Below are 15,795 nucleotides of genomic sequence, written 5' to 3' on the forward strand. Positions count from 1 at the left end.
AATTTACCCACGCTCTTTGTGAAGTTTATTACTAGTTTAAAGCGGATGAAAATCTGAAGCAATCCATTATAGCACCTGACCTGCTAATAGATTTGGACTGTCTATCCATTACTCAAAAAGTTAGCTTAGTAAAATTTAGGTATAATATGATACTGTAGGACAATAGTTATAGCGTTACAAAGTTGTAAAAACAAGTCCGTAATTACTACGAACTACTGGGGATTGCAGTCAAAATCTCCAAATTAGTTAGGGCAAATACTAATTCTGTTCTGAAATGAAGTTTATCGCGAGATAGCAGTGAGGAAAATTCTAGTAATTGATAATGATGCATATTCTCTACTATTAATTTCTGACTTTCTCGCCTTGAATAACTTTCAGGTTTTGACCGCAGATAATAGTCGCTCGGGCTTACAATTAGCCAGAGGAGAACAGCCAGACTTAATTATTTGCGAACTGGAGCTGCCAGAACAAAATGGATACGAAATTTTAAGACAGTTGCGTGATGAACCGATTACAGCTAGTATACCTATTTGGTTTCTTTCATTTGAAGCAGATATGGCAACTCGTCGCCGTGCTTTACAACAAGGGGCTGACGGTTACTTTCATAAACCAGTAAACTTAAACGAATTGCTCTTGGCAATTAACAATCTCTTAAGTGAGTAATGGGTAATTGGTAGTTGGTAATTAGTGGCTGGAATTACTCCCTTGTCCCCCTTGTCTCCCTTGTCCCCCTTCGCCCCCTTGTCCCCCTTGTCCCCCTTGTCCCCCTTGTCTCCCTTGTCCCCCGTGTCCCCCTTGTCCTTCCCTGCTCGTGCGCTCGATCGCTCCCCATGATCTGGAATCGCCATCACATTTTGTCTCTAGAAGATTTTACGCCGGAAGAATACAACACGGTGTTGCAGACCGCTGCAAGTTTTCGAGAGGTGTTGACGCGGCGGACGAAGAAAGTCCCAACCTTACAAGGACAGGTGGTAACGAATTTATTTTTTGAATCTTCGACTCGTACCCGCAGCAGTTTTGAATTAGCAGCCAAACGTTTATCGGCAGATACGCTAAACTTTACCGCCTCTACCTCTTCTTTGACGAAGGGGGAAACAATATTAGACACGGCAAAAACCTACTTGGCAATGGGAACCGATATGATGGTGATCCGCCATCGAGAAGCGGGAGTTCCTCAAGCGATCGCATCTGAAATGGATCGCTTGAATGTCCGCGTCGGAGTCTTGAATGCTGGGGACGGACAGCACGAACATCCTTCTCAAGCTTTACTCGATCTATTTACAATTTGCACTCTGCTCGATCCCGATCGTCCGCGCTTGGAACTGTTACAGGGGAAAAAAATTGCGATCGTCGGGGATATCCTTCATTCACGGGTAGCGCGATCGAATATCTGGAGCTTAACCGCTAGCGGGGCAGAAGTCCACCTTGCTGCACCACCGACATTGTTACCGCAGATGTTTGGGGAGTTCGTTGATACGAGGAGTGAGGAGCGAGGAGCGAGGAGTGAGGGAGATCGGGGAAACCATAATCAACCGTCAACTGTAAACTGTCAGCCAAATCGCAAATTATTTTTACATTGGCAAATCGAACCCGCATTACAAGATGCAGATTTTGTGATGACGCTGCGGTTGCAAAGGGAACGCATGGCGCAGCACCTCTTACCCAGTATTAGAGAGTACCATCAGTTATTTGGAATTACGCGCGATCGCCTACAACTTTGTAAACCTGATGTTAAAGTTTTACACCCAGGTCCTGTCAATCGTGGCGTAGAAATTAGTTCCGATCTGATGGACGATCCCCAGTTCAGTCTAATTTCCCAGCAGGTGACGAGTGGGGTAGCGGTGCGGATGGCGCTGTTATATCTCATGGGTGGTGGTAAGGTTTAGATCCCTCAACCCCCTTAAAAAGGGGGCTAAGTAGTTTGGTCGAATCTATTGACATTCTTTTTATTTCGATTAAACTAGAAATATGAAAAACAAAGATACGGCTCAGTACGCAGATATTTTTGCGGCGCTGGGATCGGAACCTCGGTTGGAAATTATGCGGCTGCTGTTTGCTGCTTATCCAGAAGGGAAAACGGTAGGGGAAGTTCAAGCCGTGCTGAATATTCCTAATTCCACCTTGTCGCACCATTTGGAAAAGTTACGACATGAGGGTTTAGTAACTTCCAGACGCGATAAACAGTTTCTCTGGTATTCAGCCAATGCCGCAACGATGGAAGATTTATTGTCCTTTTTGTACAACGGTTGCAGTATTCGCCCACAGGCTTTATCTACAAATAAGGCTTACGAGACTGCGGAATTAATTCACAATGAATCTATTCAGGCAGGATTTATGTTTGAAGGATTTTTGCGATCGCTAGAAAGTTTTTTCGGCAGTGTCTTTCATAAAATTGCTCTACCTATAGGATTTGAAAGATTTACCCAACAGTCAATTCAAGCGATTATTTTGGCTCAGTACGAATCGAAGCGTTTAAAACATCATTATATCGGTACAGAGCAGTTATTACTCGGTATAATCGGCGAACAAAGTGGAATGACTACAAGAGTTCTGACTGCAATGGGAGTCAATTTTGAGAATACTAGAGCTGAAGTAGAAAAAAGAATTGGTAGAGGCACGGGTTCGCCGCCAGAAATTCCCTTTACCCCAAGGGCAAGACAATGCTTAGAACTCGCCCTAACAGAGGCACGAGAATTCAAACATCGTCATATTGGTACGGAACACTTATTACTAGGAATTCTCCGTGAAGGGCAAGGAATGGCGGTAATAGTGCTGGGAAATTTAGGCGTAGATCTGCAAAATTTGGAACAGCAGTTGAGAACGGAAATGGGCAATTGAGAGAGACTAGAGGCTAGGGGAAGAATTACCAATTCACAATTCACAATTAATAAACCTCTTGCCTCTCGCCAACTACTAACTACCAACTACCAATTACCTATTGCGATCGCTCTTGAGTGACGGCGGCGAGTTTTGTTAAAGACTCTGCCATTGCCATTGCTTGGGCTGAAGTTTTGGTAGCGATGCTTGCTGCTTCGACAATAGCTCGCTCGGCTGAAGTTGAAACTTCTGACTGGTTAGCTGCAACTTGAGAAACTTGTTCAAAAAAGGCAATCATCTGTAGGCTGAAGGCAACAATTCGATCTAGCTTTTGCTGAGTTTCTGCCCTTAATTGCGGATTGAAAATTGCTTCCGAACCGTCAATTGCGATCGCGGCTTCTTTTGTTTCCGCTTGAATGTTGGCAACCAAAAGTTTAATTTGGCTAAATTCTGTCTCCAATTGCTGAAGTGAAGAGAGTATCTTCTCTGACATAGAAGTAAATTCTTCACCTCTGCCGTTGCTAGTGCGGGAGACAGCAAACTTAATATTCATCGTCTGCAACTGAAGTTGATACATCACCTGAGCGATCGTCTCCATCATCCTCGGTAGCTTTTGAGTGGCGCGATCGAGGCGATCTAACTTCTGGGTAACGTCTATAATTGCCGATTGGGCAGCAACAATCGTATCTACAGCTTGACTGACAACCCGATCGCCAGTTTCTACTGTTGGCTTGGCTTGCTCAACCTGCCGTTCTGTTTGTTGAACGGTAGCAACGATTTTTTCCGTGACTTGAGCCACAGCCTGGACGCGATCGTAGGCAAGTGTAACCGAATCCATTTGAGCGATCGCTTCTTGGGAAAGAGTTTTGACAGAGGTTTGGCTACTTCGCAGCAGTTCTGATATCTGACGCTGAAGTCCCTCTTTTTGCTGGCGTTCCTCTTGAGATGTCGCTGTAGCCGTTTGATAGGCTCGATCGATTTGGTTGAGCAACCTAGCATGGTCGAGGGCAAATCCGACTTGAGTAGCTAACTGGGTAAATAGATCGATCTCCCATTGCTGCCAATGGCGCGGCTTGGCACACTCATGAGCGATTAACAGACCAAATAAGCGATCGTCCTTCAAAATCGGGGCAACTAAATTCGCTCTGACGGCAAACGGTTCTAGCTGTTGCAAATAGCATTCGCTCAAATCCGCAGCATAGATATCATCGATCGCGTTTACCCTTCCCTGCTGATATTTTTCAACATAACCATGTGCAAAACACGGGTCTTGAATTTGCGCCCACATAGCTTTGGGAAATCCTGGTAAGACCGATTCGGCGATGACCGTACCGTACCAGTCAGCGTCAAAACCATACACCAGCACGCGATCTGTTTTTATCGCTTTACGGGCTTCTTCAACGGTAGTTTTGAGAATATCCTCTTCGTTGAGCGAGGCTCGAATTCGGCGCGTTACCTGTGCGAGTAATTGGCTGCGAGAACCCTCAGCATCGATACGTTGTAACAACCTAGCATGGTCGAGGGCAAATCCGACTTGAGCGGCTAACTGGGTAAATAAATCGATCTCCCATTGCTGCCAATGACGGGTTTTAGCACACTCATGGGCAATCAATAAACCAAATAAGCGATCGTCTTTGAGTATGGGTGCAACTAAATTTGCCTTGACTGCAAATGGTTCGAGTTGTTGTAAATAACACTCGCTTAAATTAGCAGCATAGATATCTTCGATCGCGTTTATCCTACCCTGCTGATACTTATCTACATAATCTTCAGCAAAGCACGGGTCTTGAATTTGCGCCCACATAGCTTTGGGAAACCCTGGTACGACTGATTCAGCGATAACCGTACCGTACCAATTGAAGTCAAAGCCATAAACGATGACCCGATCTGTTTTCATCGCTTTACGGACTTCTTCAACGGTAGTTTTAAGCATATCCTCTTCGTTGAGCGAAGCTCGAATGCGACGGGTAATATCGATCGATAGCTTGGCTTGCTTGGCTTTCGTATCTATTTGTTCGAGCAAATCAGCGTGTTTGAGCGCAAACCCGACTTGTGTTGCTACATGGGCAATTAAATCGATTTCCGAGTGCTGCCAGGAGCGTGACTGCTTACACTGATTGGCGATTAATAAGCCATATAGCCGATTGTCTTTGATGATTGGAGCGCTCAATTGTGACGCGATCGCGAATCTCTCTAGTAGTCCAATCCGAGCATCAGGCAGATCCGCTTGATAAATATTATCAATTGCCTGCACGCGACCGTGGCGATATAACTCGATGTTTTCTCCTTGGAAAAAGTTTGTATCGATTGTCGCCCACAGCATTTTGGGATAGCTCGATGCTACCGATTCTTCTACAAAAGTTCCATCCCATAAAGAGTCATTATGACAGCGAAAGATCGCGACGCGATCGACTTTAAAGGCTTTACGGACTTCTTCTACAGTCGTTCTAAGGACATCTGCTTCCGATAGCGATTCCCCGATCTGGTGCGCGATCTTCATCAAGATTCTGGCACGTTCGGCTTCAGCTTCTTGCTGCCATAACAGTTTTGGCAATTGTTGTTCGATCGCACTGATATTTGACTCTAGGGCAACTAATTCGTCTTGACCAGCAACGCGATCGCGAGCATCTAGATCTTCTTGACTCAATCTATTGACTAATTTAGTAGAAACTGCTGTAGCATCTAATACTGGACGAATGGCACGATGCACTAAAAAAAATGCGATCGCCGCCGCCCAAGCTGCGATTAATCCAGTTTCCAGGACTTGCGATTGTAGTTGCCGTTGCAGGGCATTTTCTGTTGTGGTTAACTCAGTGACATTTTGCTCTCTGGCTTGAGTAACTTGTTTGTGAATTGCCTGAGTTCCCAAGTAATTCGTCGTACCAACTACTAGTGCTGGAAGGGCGCTAGCAACAACAGCCGCGATCGTTGCTTTCAATTTCAAATTCCACGATCGCATCTGCTGAATTGGTCGTACCGTGTTACTTTTCTTCAAGTCCCCTTGATGAGATTCTGTCCCCAGAGTGTTACTAGAATTTGCCTTACCATTTTTGGACTGAGGAAAGGGATCTTGAGTCTTAGGCATATTCTTTCAGTTGTCAGTTACCAGTTATCAGTACAGACGTTACATGTAACGTCTGTACAAAGTTGTCAGGTGTCAGTTATCAGTTGGGATAATTCATGCTCAGTTGTTAACAGTCTTGACTTTTAACTTTTGACTTTTAACTTTTGACTTAAAAATAGCCTATCGCTTTAATCGGTCGCTGGTTATCAATATGGTTGTCGATTCTTTATTTGTTTGTTGGCAATTTTTTAGGTTAAACGACCGTCTTCCATATCGACAATGCGATCGGCAATATCGAGAATTCTGTTGTCGTGAGTCACCATCAAAATAGTACATCCTTGTTCTTTAGCTAGAGATTGCATGAGTTCGACGACATCGCGTCCCGATTGCTTGTCCAATGCGGCTGTAGGTTCGTCTGCTAGGACGATTTTTGGATGGTTTACCAAAGCACGCGCGATCGCAACTCGTTGTTTTTGTCCTCCAGAAAGATTGTCTGGATAGTAATCAATTCGATGACCCAAACCTACAGTCTGTAATATAGTTGTCGATCTAGCCTCAGCAGATGATGGAGATAGATCGCGGTTTAATTCCACTGACATTTGTACGTTTTGTTTTGCTGTTAAAAATCCTAATAAATTGTGAGCTTGAAAGATATAACCAATTTGCCGACGAAATTTTACTAGCTGCTTTTCACTCGTACCAAAAAGTTCTTTGCCTAAAATTTTTAAACTTCCTTCTTGCACGGAACGCAAACAGCCAATTAAAGTTAGTAATGTCGTCTTACCCGATCCTGATGCTCCAGTTACAAGGGTAATTTCTCCAGGGTTAATTTCTAAATTAATATCAAATAATATCTGTTTTCTAAGCGCCCCTTTACCGTAGTAGTGATTGAGATTATGGATAGCGATCGCAGGTTCTTTTTTCATTTGCTTAGAAAATATCTGCTGGGTCGGCAGAACGTAGTTTACGCACCGCAATAAAACCAGAAATAAAACACATGAGAACCGTTAATAGAAATACCATGACTGCTCGACTAGCAGTCATAAAAATTGGCAGCAAAGTTGCGTTTCTAGCTAAATTGTATTGTAAAATTGCAAAAGCGAACCCAGGTACATAACCCAAACTGGCTAAAATCAAAGCTTCTTGAAAAACGACTAACAATAAATAGGTTTGCGTATATCCCATTGCTTTCAAAGTGGCGTATTCAGATAAATGATCGGAAACTTCACTATAAAGAATTTGATAAACGATGACGGTTCCGACAATGAAACCCATAATTGTTCCCAAGGTAAATATAAAGCCAATTGGAGTACTGCGCGCCCAGTAGTCTTTTTCGTAATCGATAAATTCTTGTTTAGAAAAAACTTTGACATCATCAGGTAAATATTGCCTTAGCTTTTCTAAAACTATCTCAGCATTTGCCGCTGGTTTTAATTTAATGACACCTAGATCGATTAAGCCATACTTTCGATCTTTGAATAAGCGCAAAAAATTTTGGTCGCTGGTAATCAAATTTCCATCAGAACCAAAAGATGCTCCTAATTCAGCTATTCCTCCTACCTTAATTCGTCTTCCGCCTACCTCGGCTGTAATCTTTTTCCCTTGCTCGAACTCAGAAGCGATCGCGCCAAACTCCGGTCGAGAACCGCGATCGAAGAGGACGACATCGGGCAATTTAATTTTTTCTATATTTTGTTGTACCCCTGGTAAATTGAAAACTTTATCTCTGGGATTAGTTCCAATAACTAAAACCTCAGCTAGCGCTCTAGTCTCGGGGTTTTTCCATTCAGTCAAGCCTAAATATATAGGATGTACGGATGCAACTTCTGAAAGTGCTAAAGTTTGATATAAGCGTCTTTGAGAGAAGCTTTCTAAAAAATTGATGGCGTTAGATTGAGGGTTGATTAAGACAATTTCGCCATCTAAACTAGAATGCAAACGCACGTTACTATCAAATAAAGCTTGCTGAAAAGCCAGTTGCATAAACATGAGAATATCAGCAAAGGCAATTCCAGCTAGTGCAACTAGCAGCCGAGGCTTTTCCCTAGTCAATTGCAACCACGCTAACGGAATTTTGCGTTGAATGAATTTTCTCATTGGTAATTGGTAATTGGTAATTGGTAATTGGTAAAATTCTGATGATTTGGGTATGAAAGGGTTTAAGTGCAAAACTCTTTGTTTTTTCAGGGATATTCGAGAAACTCGCTCCTACTTGGATAGGGTGGATTTACCACGCCTAATTCGCTATGAAAAGAGATTTTAGGTGAACCCGCCCCTAAGATTTCTTTCCCATTACCCATTACCTATTACCCATTTCCAAATCAAATATTAATTTTGACGATAACTTTGGCGTAGGTAAGACCGGAAACTCGTTGGCTGGCTTCTGGGGGTAGACCGACTTTGATTTCTACAACTCTGGCATCGACATCGGCGGCGGGATCGCTGTCGAGTGCATCTTGTTTACCGATCTGCCTGCCAACGTCAATGACTGTGCCTCTCAGTTCACCAGCGAAGGCGAGATTCTCGCTACTAATAGCGGCTTTTTGACCGAGGCGGATTTTGCCAATGTCTTCTTCTAAGACTTCGGCAATGGCGATCATTTGCTCGGTGCGTCCCATTTCTGCAATGCCTGCGGAACTGATTTTTTCTCCGGCGCGAGTGTGAATTTTGAGAATTTCGCCGCCAGTTGGCGCGCGCACGTAGGCGAGTGCCAAGTCTGCTTGAGCTTGTTTCATCGCCGCGATCGCTCTGTCAACTTCAGATTGTGCCAGTTGTACGTCCACTGGACGAACTTCCTGAATTTTATTTAAAGTTGCTTTTGCTGCTTCAATTTGCCTTTGCAACGTCGCGATCGTCTGTTGGCGAGTCGATTGAGTTTCGTTTAATTGTTCGGTAGCAGATTTAGCATTCAAACTGCGGCGATCGAGTTCTTGAGAGGAGATCGCACCGTTTTGATACAACTGCTGGTATCGTTGCAAATCGATCGCGGCGTTACGCTGCTCGGCTTCTAGGCGGGCGATCGCTGCTCGTAAGATTTGCTGTTGTCCGGCGAGTTCGGCTTGCAGACGGGCGATTGTTGCTTGCTGTGCCTCAATTTCTCCAGTTTGCGCCCCTGCTTTGACTTTGGCTAAATTTGCTTGAGAGACTTTGACATCTTCCTTGGCTTTGGCTAAAGCTGCCAAAGCGCGATCGCGGTTATCTAAAACGGCTATAACATCACCGCTACGTACTCTTTCACCCTCTCTTACCATCAACTGAAGTACTCTAGCTCCTTCCAGAGCAAAGGAAGAACTAGGGGCAGATAATTGAATCACATCTCCACGCGGCTCTAAACGTCCCAAGGCACTAACAGCATTTATCTTTGGGGGTTTTTGAGTTACGGGTACAGGTGCGGGGGTTTGACTCTGCTGCAATTTACTCAGCGCCAAAGCTCCCGTTGCTATTCCCAGAATTAGAGCTAAGGCAATCCGCCACCAACCCTTGGGTTTCGCACCTGATTCCTCCTCGAACTGAGTTTTCTTTTCCCTAACGGTTGACATGATGGATCGATTGTTACGCTCGGATATTGTTTTCCCGCGCCACAAAGCTAAGATGAAGCAGGCTGCGATCGCTTCTGTCTCATCGTAGGGAATGTCTGACTACAGTAACTATGCAAATTTTTCTACCTTATTTGATATTTTTTTCGCTGTTGCGGAGGAACGCAGATAAATCCAGAGCCAATTACCAATTACCAATTACCCGTTAAGTGATAAGAACTAGAAAACAATTTGCCCAGCACTGGCTTAAGAGCGAGAAAGCTTTGGATCGGATCGTACAGGCGGCGGAGATTCAACAAAGCGATCGCATTTTAGAAATTGGTCCTGGTACAGGTGTTTTAACTCGGCGGCTTTTACCCCTCGCCTCATCTGTAGTAGCGGTGGAGATTGACCGCGATCTCTGTCAGTTGCTAACACAAAAATTAAAGAAAGTAGAAAATTTTTTACTATTGCAAGGTGACTTTCTAAATTTAGATTTAGCGACTTTATTAGCTCCACTGCCAAATTTTCAAAAGCCAAATAAAGTTGTTGCTAATATTCCGTACAACATTACTGGTCCAATTCTAGAAAAACTCCTGGGTACAATTGCCGAACCTAACCCAGAGCCATATGAATCAATTGTATTGTTGGTTCAAAAAGAAGTGGCAGATAGACTATATGCTAAACCTGAATCGAAAGCATTTGGGGCTTTGTCTGTCAGAGTGCAGTATTTAGCAGCCTGCGAACAGATTTGTATTGTCCCAGCAGGAGCTTTTCAACCACCACCAAAAGTAGATTCTGCCGTGGTACGGTTGCGTCCGCGAACGTTGTCAACTGTAGCCAACAATCCGAAGCAATTGGAAGCTTTAGTCAAAATCGGTTTTAGTGCCAAGCGGAAAATGTTACGAAATAATCTAAAAGCAATAGTCGATAGCGATCGCCTCAACCATTTACTGCAAGAATTGAATATAAACCCCCAAGCCCGCGCTGAGGATTTAAGCGTGACTCAATGGGTAAATTTGAGTAATGGGTTAGGTGATGGGTAGTTGGTAGTTGGTGGTTGGTAGTTGGTTGATGGTGAGTGGGCTTGTGGCTGGTGACTAGTGGAACCAGACTCAATTCTTGTCACTAGTTCCACTAGTCACTGATAACTGAATAACTGATAACTGATAACTGATAACTGAATGCGTTCCTATTCTCTGATTGCTCCGGCAAAAATAAATTTGTATCTGGAAATCTTAGGCGATCGCCCAGACGGATATCACGAATTGGTCATGATCCTACAAAGTATCGATCTGGCTGACAAAATCGATCTGCGGGCAATTAGTACCGATACAATCCGCGTTCACTGCGATAATGCCCAAGTTCCAGCAGATAAGAGCAATCTCGCTTATCGCGCCGCCGAACTGATGGCGAAACAATTTCCAGAAAGTTTTGCTCAATATGGCGGGGTAGAAATTACGATTCACAAAAAGATCCCAATTGCTGCTGGATTAGCAGGAGGATCTAGCAATGCTGCTGCCGTTTTGGTCGGCATAGATTTATTGTGGAAACTGGGACTCACGCAATCGGAATTGCAGGAACTCGCAGCCCAAATTGGTTCTGACGTACCTTTTTGTATTGCAGGCGGAACAGCGATCGCCACAGGACGGGGAGAACAGCTTTCTCCTCTCCCCAGTCTCGATAATTTATACATCGTTCTCGGTAAACACCGTAGTTTGGCAGTCTCTACAGTTTGGGCGTATTCAACCTATCGCGCCACCTTCGGTCATACCTACACGAGAAATATTCAAAACTTAGAATCTCGCGCTCAAGCCGTCCACTCAGGTTCGATGGTGAAAGCGATTATTCATGAAGATGGGGCAGAAATTGCCCAAAAACTGCACAACGATTTAGAAAAAGTCGTGTTACCAGAATACCCAAAAGTTTCGCAACTGCGACAAGCATTTCAAGCCAGCGGCGCTAATGGTGCGATGATGTCTGGTTCTGGTCCCACAGTATTTGCTTTATGTACTTCTTTAGAACAAGCTCAGCAGGTACACCAGCAAGTCCGCCAAATCATCCCCGATCCCGATCTAGACTTATGGATTGCTCGAATGTGTAGTGGGGGAATTCAAGTCAGTTAATAGGGAGCAGGGGAGAAGGGGACAAGGGGGACAAGGGGGACAAGGGGGACAAGGGGGACAAGGGAGCGGTCAACCAACTACCAATTACCAATTACCAACTACCAACTACCAACTACCAACTACCAACTACCAATGTCAGACGATCGAACCACACAAACGCCAGAACCCACTCCATTACGCTGTCTGAGTGGGGCAGTTATTTCGGCAGGAATTGCTTTTGCAGCCTATTCTCTCACAGCCGCGATCGCGCAAACGTTTGCTCGCAAACCAATTCATTCTGATAATTTTACTGTTGTTAATATTGCCGCTGCCGTCCGTACTCTGGTTGTAGGAATCATGGCACTAGGTACGGGTATATTCGGTATTGTCGCTATTGGTTTAGTTGCACTTGCGATTCAACTTTCAATTCAAAAACTGACGAAAAAAGAAGAGTTGTAGAGGCGCGTGCGCCCCTACAAGATGTTACTTATCTCATGTGCGTCTTTGCTCTTAGCCCGCTTTATAAGGGGGTTGGGGGATCGCAGCACTGCGCCACTCACGGAAAGAAGATCCCCCCTGGCTCCCCCCTTTTTAAGGGGGGAACAAAAGAAAGATGCCGCGTTACTTCCGAAAAAGCCGCATAGCATGATAGCAAACTTTTTCGCGCAGACGATAAACATCTTTAGTCGTTAAATTTAACTGAGAAGCGATCGCTTGCTGCGATTGTCCTTGGAGGTATAAGCTTAACCACTCTACGGCTAAACGTCCTAACTTTTGCTCTAAGTATTTCGATAGCTGCTGTTTGATTTCATCTCGCTGCTGCTGTTGTTCGACTGCTTCTTGTTGCTCGCGATCTTGCTCGATTGCTTGGGCATCTAACAAACTGAAACTGCGATCGCTGTCTTCTGTGGGAATTTGGGCAAAGACAATCCGAATCTCTCCATGTTTTGGAACTTGCGTGACTCCTCCTGGCGAGAGGCGGCGCATGTAATTGATCAAGCGATAAACGATCAGCGGTTGATTGCGAACTGGTCGCAAGCAGTATTCTTCAATCGTCGTAAATAGTAAGGCATGTCGTAGGCAAATATCGTCCGTACATTTAGCGATCGCCGTCATTTGTTGTTGTAAGTAGCAATCGCGTTGCAGTAAATCTTGCAAAAATTCTTGTAGTACTTCCGTTACCTGACGGCGGCGATCGCGGCTGAGATCTACCATCATCCGAATCTTATTTTGCAGCACGGCTAGGCTACCTAAGCGAGTCATGAGACGACAATAGCCTTGTTTTGGCGCTTGTCCCAAATAACGATTCTGCAAAATCCGATAGCGATATGCCATCCCTTGCTGGATCAGTCGGATTTGCTCTGCATCAAGCTGGTCGAATTGCGCGAAATGGTTTCCGATTAGCCAGCAAACAATACTGTCTCTAGTAGCTACACGGCGATCGGGATAGTCGAATGCCAATTGCCAGTGCCAAGCTTGCAATATATTTTCAAATGTAGCGTTTTGGCTAGCTGTAAATTTTGATTCTAAAGGTAATGTGACAACCTGCATTTGCGACTCCTTACTTTACTCAATACTGCTGGGTCAATCGTGCTTAGTTGGACGAATAGCGCGATCGCAGCAGTTGTATTCTGGTTTTTACCCCTATCGGGAGCGCAACAATTGCAGTCTTGTCGTTCCTAGCAATCCTCCCAAGGGTGGTCAGTTAACAGTGTAGAGACGTTACATGTAACGTCTTTACAAAAATCATTACTTGAAACTTTTGGTAACTGCTTCAAGGCTGATGTGACCATGAATACAGATTAAAATACGGCTTCGATTTTGCCAGCATGAAAAAGTCAGAAATAGACAGCACTTCGCCAAACGACGCTAAATGGCTCCCTAATTGACTAGTGAGGAAAGGTCTGAAAAAGTCAGATTTGTTAGTTGCTAGTTGCTAGTGACTGGTGGCTAGATGTTTCTCTAGTCACTAGTCGCAAGTCACCAGCCACTATCATTCATCCACTTGACCGACGCGGCGCAGGTCGATAATGTCGCTCATTTTGCGGATTTGGTTGAAGATCTGTTCGAGTTGATGGCGATCGCGAATATCTAAGCCTAATTCAATGATTGCTGGCTGACCGTTGGCTGTTTTGACGGAAGCGTGACGAACGTTGATACTTTGGTCGCTCAGGCGCGATAGTATGTCTTTTAATACGCCGACGCGATCGATCGCTTCAATTTGGACGTTGACCTGGTAAGTCTGCGGACGGGGATTGCGATCGCCGTTAGCGTTCCAGCTGACGGGGACGAGGCGATCGTAAGGGATGTTATCGACGTTCTGACAGCCTTGACGGTGGATCGAGATCCCACGCTGAGAACGGGTGGTTACGACACCAATAATGGATTCTCCTGGGATTGGACTGCAACACTTTGCCAGGTGGTAAAGCAATCCTTCCACACCTGCGATCGGCGATTCGCTAGCGCGAGATTTAGGTGCAACTGCTGCTTCGCGGGGTGATTTTGCATTTGCAGGTATTAAACTGAGAGGAACTTCTGGTTCGGCAGGAATGAGTTGCTGCCCCTTCACGATCTCTCGCCAGCGGTTGAGAACGAGGTTTAACGTCAGTTCCCCGTAACCCAGGGCAGCAAGTAAGTCTTCGACGCTATGATAGTTGCAGCGTTCGGCTACAGCTTGCATCGGTTCTGACTTGAGTAAGGCTTCAAAACCTGTTTTCCCTAATTCTTTTTCTAACAATTCCCGTCCGCGGGCGACGTTTTCTTCCCGCCGCGATCGCTTGTACCACTGTCGAATCCTGTTTTTTGCTGCGGAAGTTCTGACAAAATTCAGCCAATCTAAGCTGGGATGGCTGTTTTTCTGAGTTAAAATGTCTACAATATCGCCATTTTTTAGGGCTGTATCCAGCGTCACCATTCTGCCGTTAACTTTCGCCCCCGCGCAGTGATTTCCCACCTCTGTATGAATCCGGTAAGCGAAATCTATTGCTGTCGAGCCGGGGGAGAGAGGCACGACATCACCCTTGGGAGTGAAGACATAAACTTCGTCTTCAAATAAATTATCCTTGATACTCTCTAAGTACTCTTGAGCATCTTTGAGGTCGTTCTGCCACTCCAAGAGTTGGCGCAACCAGGTGAACTTCTCATCTACAGGCGTAAACTTGGTATGGCTAGAGCCACCCGTTTCCTTATACTTCCAGTGCGCGGCAATCCCATACTCGGCAATGTGGTGCATATCGATCGTGCGGATTTGCACTTCCAAAGGACGACCTGTAAAGCCGACTACTGTAGTGTGTAGAGACTGGTAGCGATTGGGTTTGGGTAAGCCGATATAGTCTTTAAACCGACCAGGAATCGGTCTAAAAGCGTCGTGGACTACAGCTAAAGCGCGGTAGCATTCTTCGTTAGTTTTGACGATGATCCGAATTGCAGCTAGATCGTAGATTTCGTGGAATTCTTTTTGCTGCCGCTGCATTTTTTGGTAGATACCATATAGATGCTTGGGACGACCGCTAATATCGATACATTGAATGTGTGACTGCGCCATTCCCTGCTGCAAAACTTCAATCACCCGCGTCAGCCTTGCTTCTCGGTCTGTGCGCTTCTCCGCTACTAAGTCTTGAATTTGACGATATGCTTCTGGTTCGAGGTATTTAAAGGTTAAATCTTCTAATTCCCATTTAAATGTTCCAATACCTAGCCGATTTGCCAGTGGAGCGAAAATCTCTCTTGTTTCTAAAGCGATGCGACGGCGTTTTTCATCGGGTAAGTGTTCCAAAGTTCGCATATTGTGCAGGCGATCTGCAAGTTTCACGACAATGACGCGAATATCTTGCGCCATCGCCAAAAACATGCGTCGAAAATTCTCTGCTTGCCGTTCCGTTTTACTCGAAAAAGTTTCGGAAAACTTAGATAGTTTTGTAACACCTTCTACTAAATGCTTGACTTCTGCGCCAAATTGTTGCTCTATGTCCTCTAGGGTTACATCCGTATCTTCTACTACGTCATGAAGAAATCCGGCTGCAATCATCGCGCTACCACCTCCCAGATCTCTGAGCAAACCCGCTACAGCTACGGGGTGACAAATGTAAGGTTCTCCTGACTTGCGGTATTGCCCTTGATGCAGTTGGTAAGCAAAGTTAAAAGCACGACAAATTAGCTGATTATCTGTCGCAGTAGGTTGTGTCTCTAATTCCGAATTCTCTACAAGGCAGGTTTGTAACCAGTCAGGTATAGTACATTCGTAGGAATTACAAACAGTGGTGGCAGTAGCAGTCAGGGTGTTCATGGGGGCGGC

The 15,795-nt window shown here is 45.0% G+C and carries 15 protein-coding genes; 8 read left to right on the plus strand and 7 right to left on the minus strand.

The features are described 5' to 3' along the window. Nucleotides 1-297 precede the first annotated feature (297 nt). Nucleotides 298-663, plus strand: a complete 366-nt coding sequence (locus CHRO_RS16975) for a response regulator (protein ID WP_015155466.1) — start codon at nucleotides 298-300, stop codon at nucleotides 661-663. 34 nt (nucleotides 664-697) lie between these two features. On the opposite strand, the gene CHRO_RS34425 is transcribed toward CHRO_RS16975, so the two are convergent. Next, nucleotides 698-832 (minus strand): hypothetical protein, encoded by a 135-nt coding sequence (locus CHRO_RS34425; protein WP_281168580.1) that lies wholly within the window; start codon nucleotides 830-832, stop codon nucleotides 698-700. On the opposite strand from CHRO_RS34425, the gene CHRO_RS16980 reads away from it, so the two are divergent. Then, the gene (locus CHRO_RS16980) at nucleotides 831-1,886 is read left to right on the plus strand and encodes an aspartate carbamoyltransferase catalytic subunit (protein ID WP_015155467.1); all 1,056 of its coding nucleotides are present in this window, start codon (nucleotides 831-833) and stop codon (nucleotides 1,884-1,886) included. The two genes, CHRO_RS34425 and CHRO_RS16980, sit on opposite strands and share 2 nt — an antisense overlap. A gap of 82 nt (nucleotides 1,887-1,968) precedes the next feature. Continuing rightward, a complete protein-coding gene (locus CHRO_RS35065; RefSeq protein ID WP_015155468.1) occupies nucleotides 1,969-2,838 on the plus strand; it encodes an ArsR/SmtB family transcription factor in 870 nt (289 codons plus the stop codon). 97 nt (nucleotides 2,839-2,935) lie between these two features. Here the strand turns inward: CHRO_RS35065 and CHRO_RS16990 are convergent, their stop codons facing one another. The 4 genes from CHRO_RS16990 to CHRO_RS17005 all read right to left on the minus strand — a co-directional run bounded on the left by CHRO_RS16990 (nucleotide 2,936) and on the right by CHRO_RS17005 (nucleotide 9,420). Next, a complete protein-coding gene (locus tag CHRO_RS16990; protein WP_015155469.1) occupies nucleotides 2,936-5,902 on the minus strand; it encodes a GAF domain-containing protein in 2,967 nt (988 codons plus the stop codon). 227 nt (nucleotides 5,903-6,129) lie between these two features. Further along, nucleotides 6,130-6,807, minus strand: a complete 678-nt coding sequence (locus CHRO_RS16995; RefSeq protein WP_015155470.1) for a DevA family ABC transporter ATP-binding protein — start codon at nucleotides 6,805-6,807, stop codon at nucleotides 6,130-6,132. A 4-nt stretch (nucleotides 6,808-6,811) separates the two neighbouring features. Continuing rightward, nucleotides 6,812-7,978: an ABC transporter permease DevC gene (devC, locus tag CHRO_RS17000; RefSeq protein ID WP_015155471.1), complete on the minus strand. Its 1,167-nt coding sequence runs from the start codon at nucleotides 7,976-7,978 to the stop codon at nucleotides 6,812-6,814. Between the two features lie 224 nt (nucleotides 7,979-8,202). Beyond that, the gene (locus CHRO_RS17005; RefSeq protein ID WP_015155473.1) at nucleotides 8,203-9,420 is read right to left on the minus strand and encodes an HlyD family efflux transporter periplasmic adaptor subunit; all 1,218 of its coding nucleotides are present in this window, start codon (nucleotides 9,418-9,420) and stop codon (nucleotides 8,203-8,205) included. A 206-nt stretch (nucleotides 9,421-9,626) separates the two neighbouring features. On the opposite strand from CHRO_RS17005, the gene rsmA reads away from it, so the two are divergent. From rsmA to CHRO_RS17020, 4 genes are all read left to right on the plus strand, one after another. After that, a complete protein-coding gene (gene rsmA / locus CHRO_RS17010) occupies nucleotides 9,627-10,442 on the plus strand; it encodes a 16S rRNA (adenine(1518)-N(6)/adenine(1519)-N(6))-dimethyltransferase RsmA (protein ID WP_015155474.1) in 816 nt (271 codons plus the stop codon). A gap of 138 nt (nucleotides 10,443-10,580) precedes the next feature. Next, complete coding sequence (ispE, locus tag CHRO_RS17015) at nucleotides 10,581-11,522, plus strand: 4-(cytidine 5'-diphospho)-2-C-methyl-D-erythritol kinase (protein WP_015155475.1); 942 nt, start codon at nucleotides 10,581-10,583, stop codon at nucleotides 11,520-11,522. Beyond that, a complete protein-coding gene (locus tag CHRO_RS30620) occupies nucleotides 11,500-11,709 on the plus strand; it encodes a hypothetical protein (RefSeq protein ID WP_071925442.1) in 210 nt (69 codons plus the stop codon). Before ispE ends, CHRO_RS30620 begins: the two co-directional genes overlap by 23 nt. Continuing rightward, nucleotides 11,655-11,960 (plus strand): DUF3082 domain-containing protein, encoded by a 306-nt coding sequence (locus CHRO_RS17020; protein WP_015155476.1) that lies wholly within the window; start codon nucleotides 11,655-11,657, stop codon nucleotides 11,958-11,960. Before CHRO_RS30620 ends, CHRO_RS17020 begins: the two co-directional genes overlap by 55 nt. 162 nt (nucleotides 11,961-12,122) lie before the next feature. On the opposite strand, the gene CHRO_RS17025 is transcribed toward CHRO_RS17020, so the two are convergent. Then, nucleotides 12,123-13,052 (minus strand): hypothetical protein, encoded by a 930-nt coding sequence (locus tag CHRO_RS17025; protein ID WP_015155477.1) that lies wholly within the window; start codon nucleotides 13,050-13,052, stop codon nucleotides 12,123-12,125. Here CHRO_RS17025 and CHRO_RS34430 point away from each other — a divergent pair, their 5' ends adjacent. Beyond that, on the plus strand, nucleotides 13,053-13,184 hold the full coding sequence (locus CHRO_RS34430) for a hypothetical protein (RefSeq protein ID WP_256498352.1): 132 nt from the start codon (nucleotides 13,053-13,055) through the stop codon (nucleotides 13,182-13,184). 310 nt (nucleotides 13,185-13,494) lie between these two features. On the opposite strand, the gene CHRO_RS17030 is transcribed toward CHRO_RS34430, so the two are convergent. After that, on the minus strand, nucleotides 13,495-15,786 hold the full coding sequence (locus CHRO_RS17030) for a RelA/SpoT family protein (RefSeq protein ID WP_015155478.1): 2,292 nt from the start codon (nucleotides 15,784-15,786) through the stop codon (nucleotides 13,495-13,497). Nucleotides 15,787-15,795 lie beyond the last annotated feature (9 nt).

The sequence above is a fragment of the Chroococcidiopsis thermalis PCC 7203 genome (assembly GCF_000317125.1).
Lineage (GTDB): Bacteria > Cyanobacteriota > Cyanobacteriia > Cyanobacteriales > Chroococcidiopsidaceae > Chroococcidiopsis > Chroococcidiopsis thermalis.

What these genes read in the sequence shown, in the direction of transcription:
- devC (WP_015155471.1), bottom strand. Translation starts at nt 7,978, where the DNA reads ATGAGAAAATTCATTCAACGCAAAATTCCGTTAGCGTGGTTGCAATTG.
- CHRO_RS34425 (WP_281168580.1), bottom strand. Translation starts at nt 832, where the DNA reads ATGGGGAGCGATCGAGCGCACGAGCAGGGAAGGACAAGGGGGACACGG.
- CHRO_RS35065 (WP_015155468.1), top strand. Translation starts at nt 1,969, where the DNA reads ATGAAAAACAAAGATACGGCTCAGTACGCAGATATTTTTGCGGCGCTG.
- CHRO_RS16980 (WP_015155467.1), top strand. Translation starts at nt 831, where the DNA reads ATGATCTGGAATCGCCATCACATTTTGTCTCTAGAAGATTTTACGCCG.
- CHRO_RS17005 (WP_015155473.1), bottom strand. Translation starts at nt 9,420, where the DNA reads ATGTCAACCGTTAGGGAAAAGAAAACTCAGTTCGAGGAGGAATCAGGT.
- CHRO_RS16990 (WP_015155469.1), bottom strand. Translation starts at nt 5,902, where the DNA reads ATGCCTAAGACTCAAGATCCCTTTCCTCAGTCCAAAAATGGTAAGGCA.
- CHRO_RS17020 (WP_015155476.1), top strand. Translation starts at nt 11,655, where the DNA reads ATGTCAGACGATCGAACCACACAAACGCCAGAACCCACTCCATTACGC.
- CHRO_RS16995 (WP_015155470.1), bottom strand. Translation starts at nt 6,807, where the DNA reads ATGAAAAAAGAACCTGCGATCGCTATCCATAATCTCAATCACTACTAC.
- CHRO_RS17025 (WP_015155477.1), bottom strand. Translation starts at nt 13,052, where the DNA reads ATGCAGGTTGTCACATTACCTTTAGAATCAAAATTTACAGCTAGCCAA.
- CHRO_RS17030 (WP_015155478.1), bottom strand. Translation starts at nt 15,786, where the DNA reads ATGAACACCCTGACTGCTACTGCCACCACTGTTTGTAATTCCTACGAA.
- ispE (WP_015155475.1), top strand. Translation starts at nt 10,581, where the DNA reads ATGCGTTCCTATTCTCTGATTGCTCCGGCAAAAATAAATTTGTATCTG.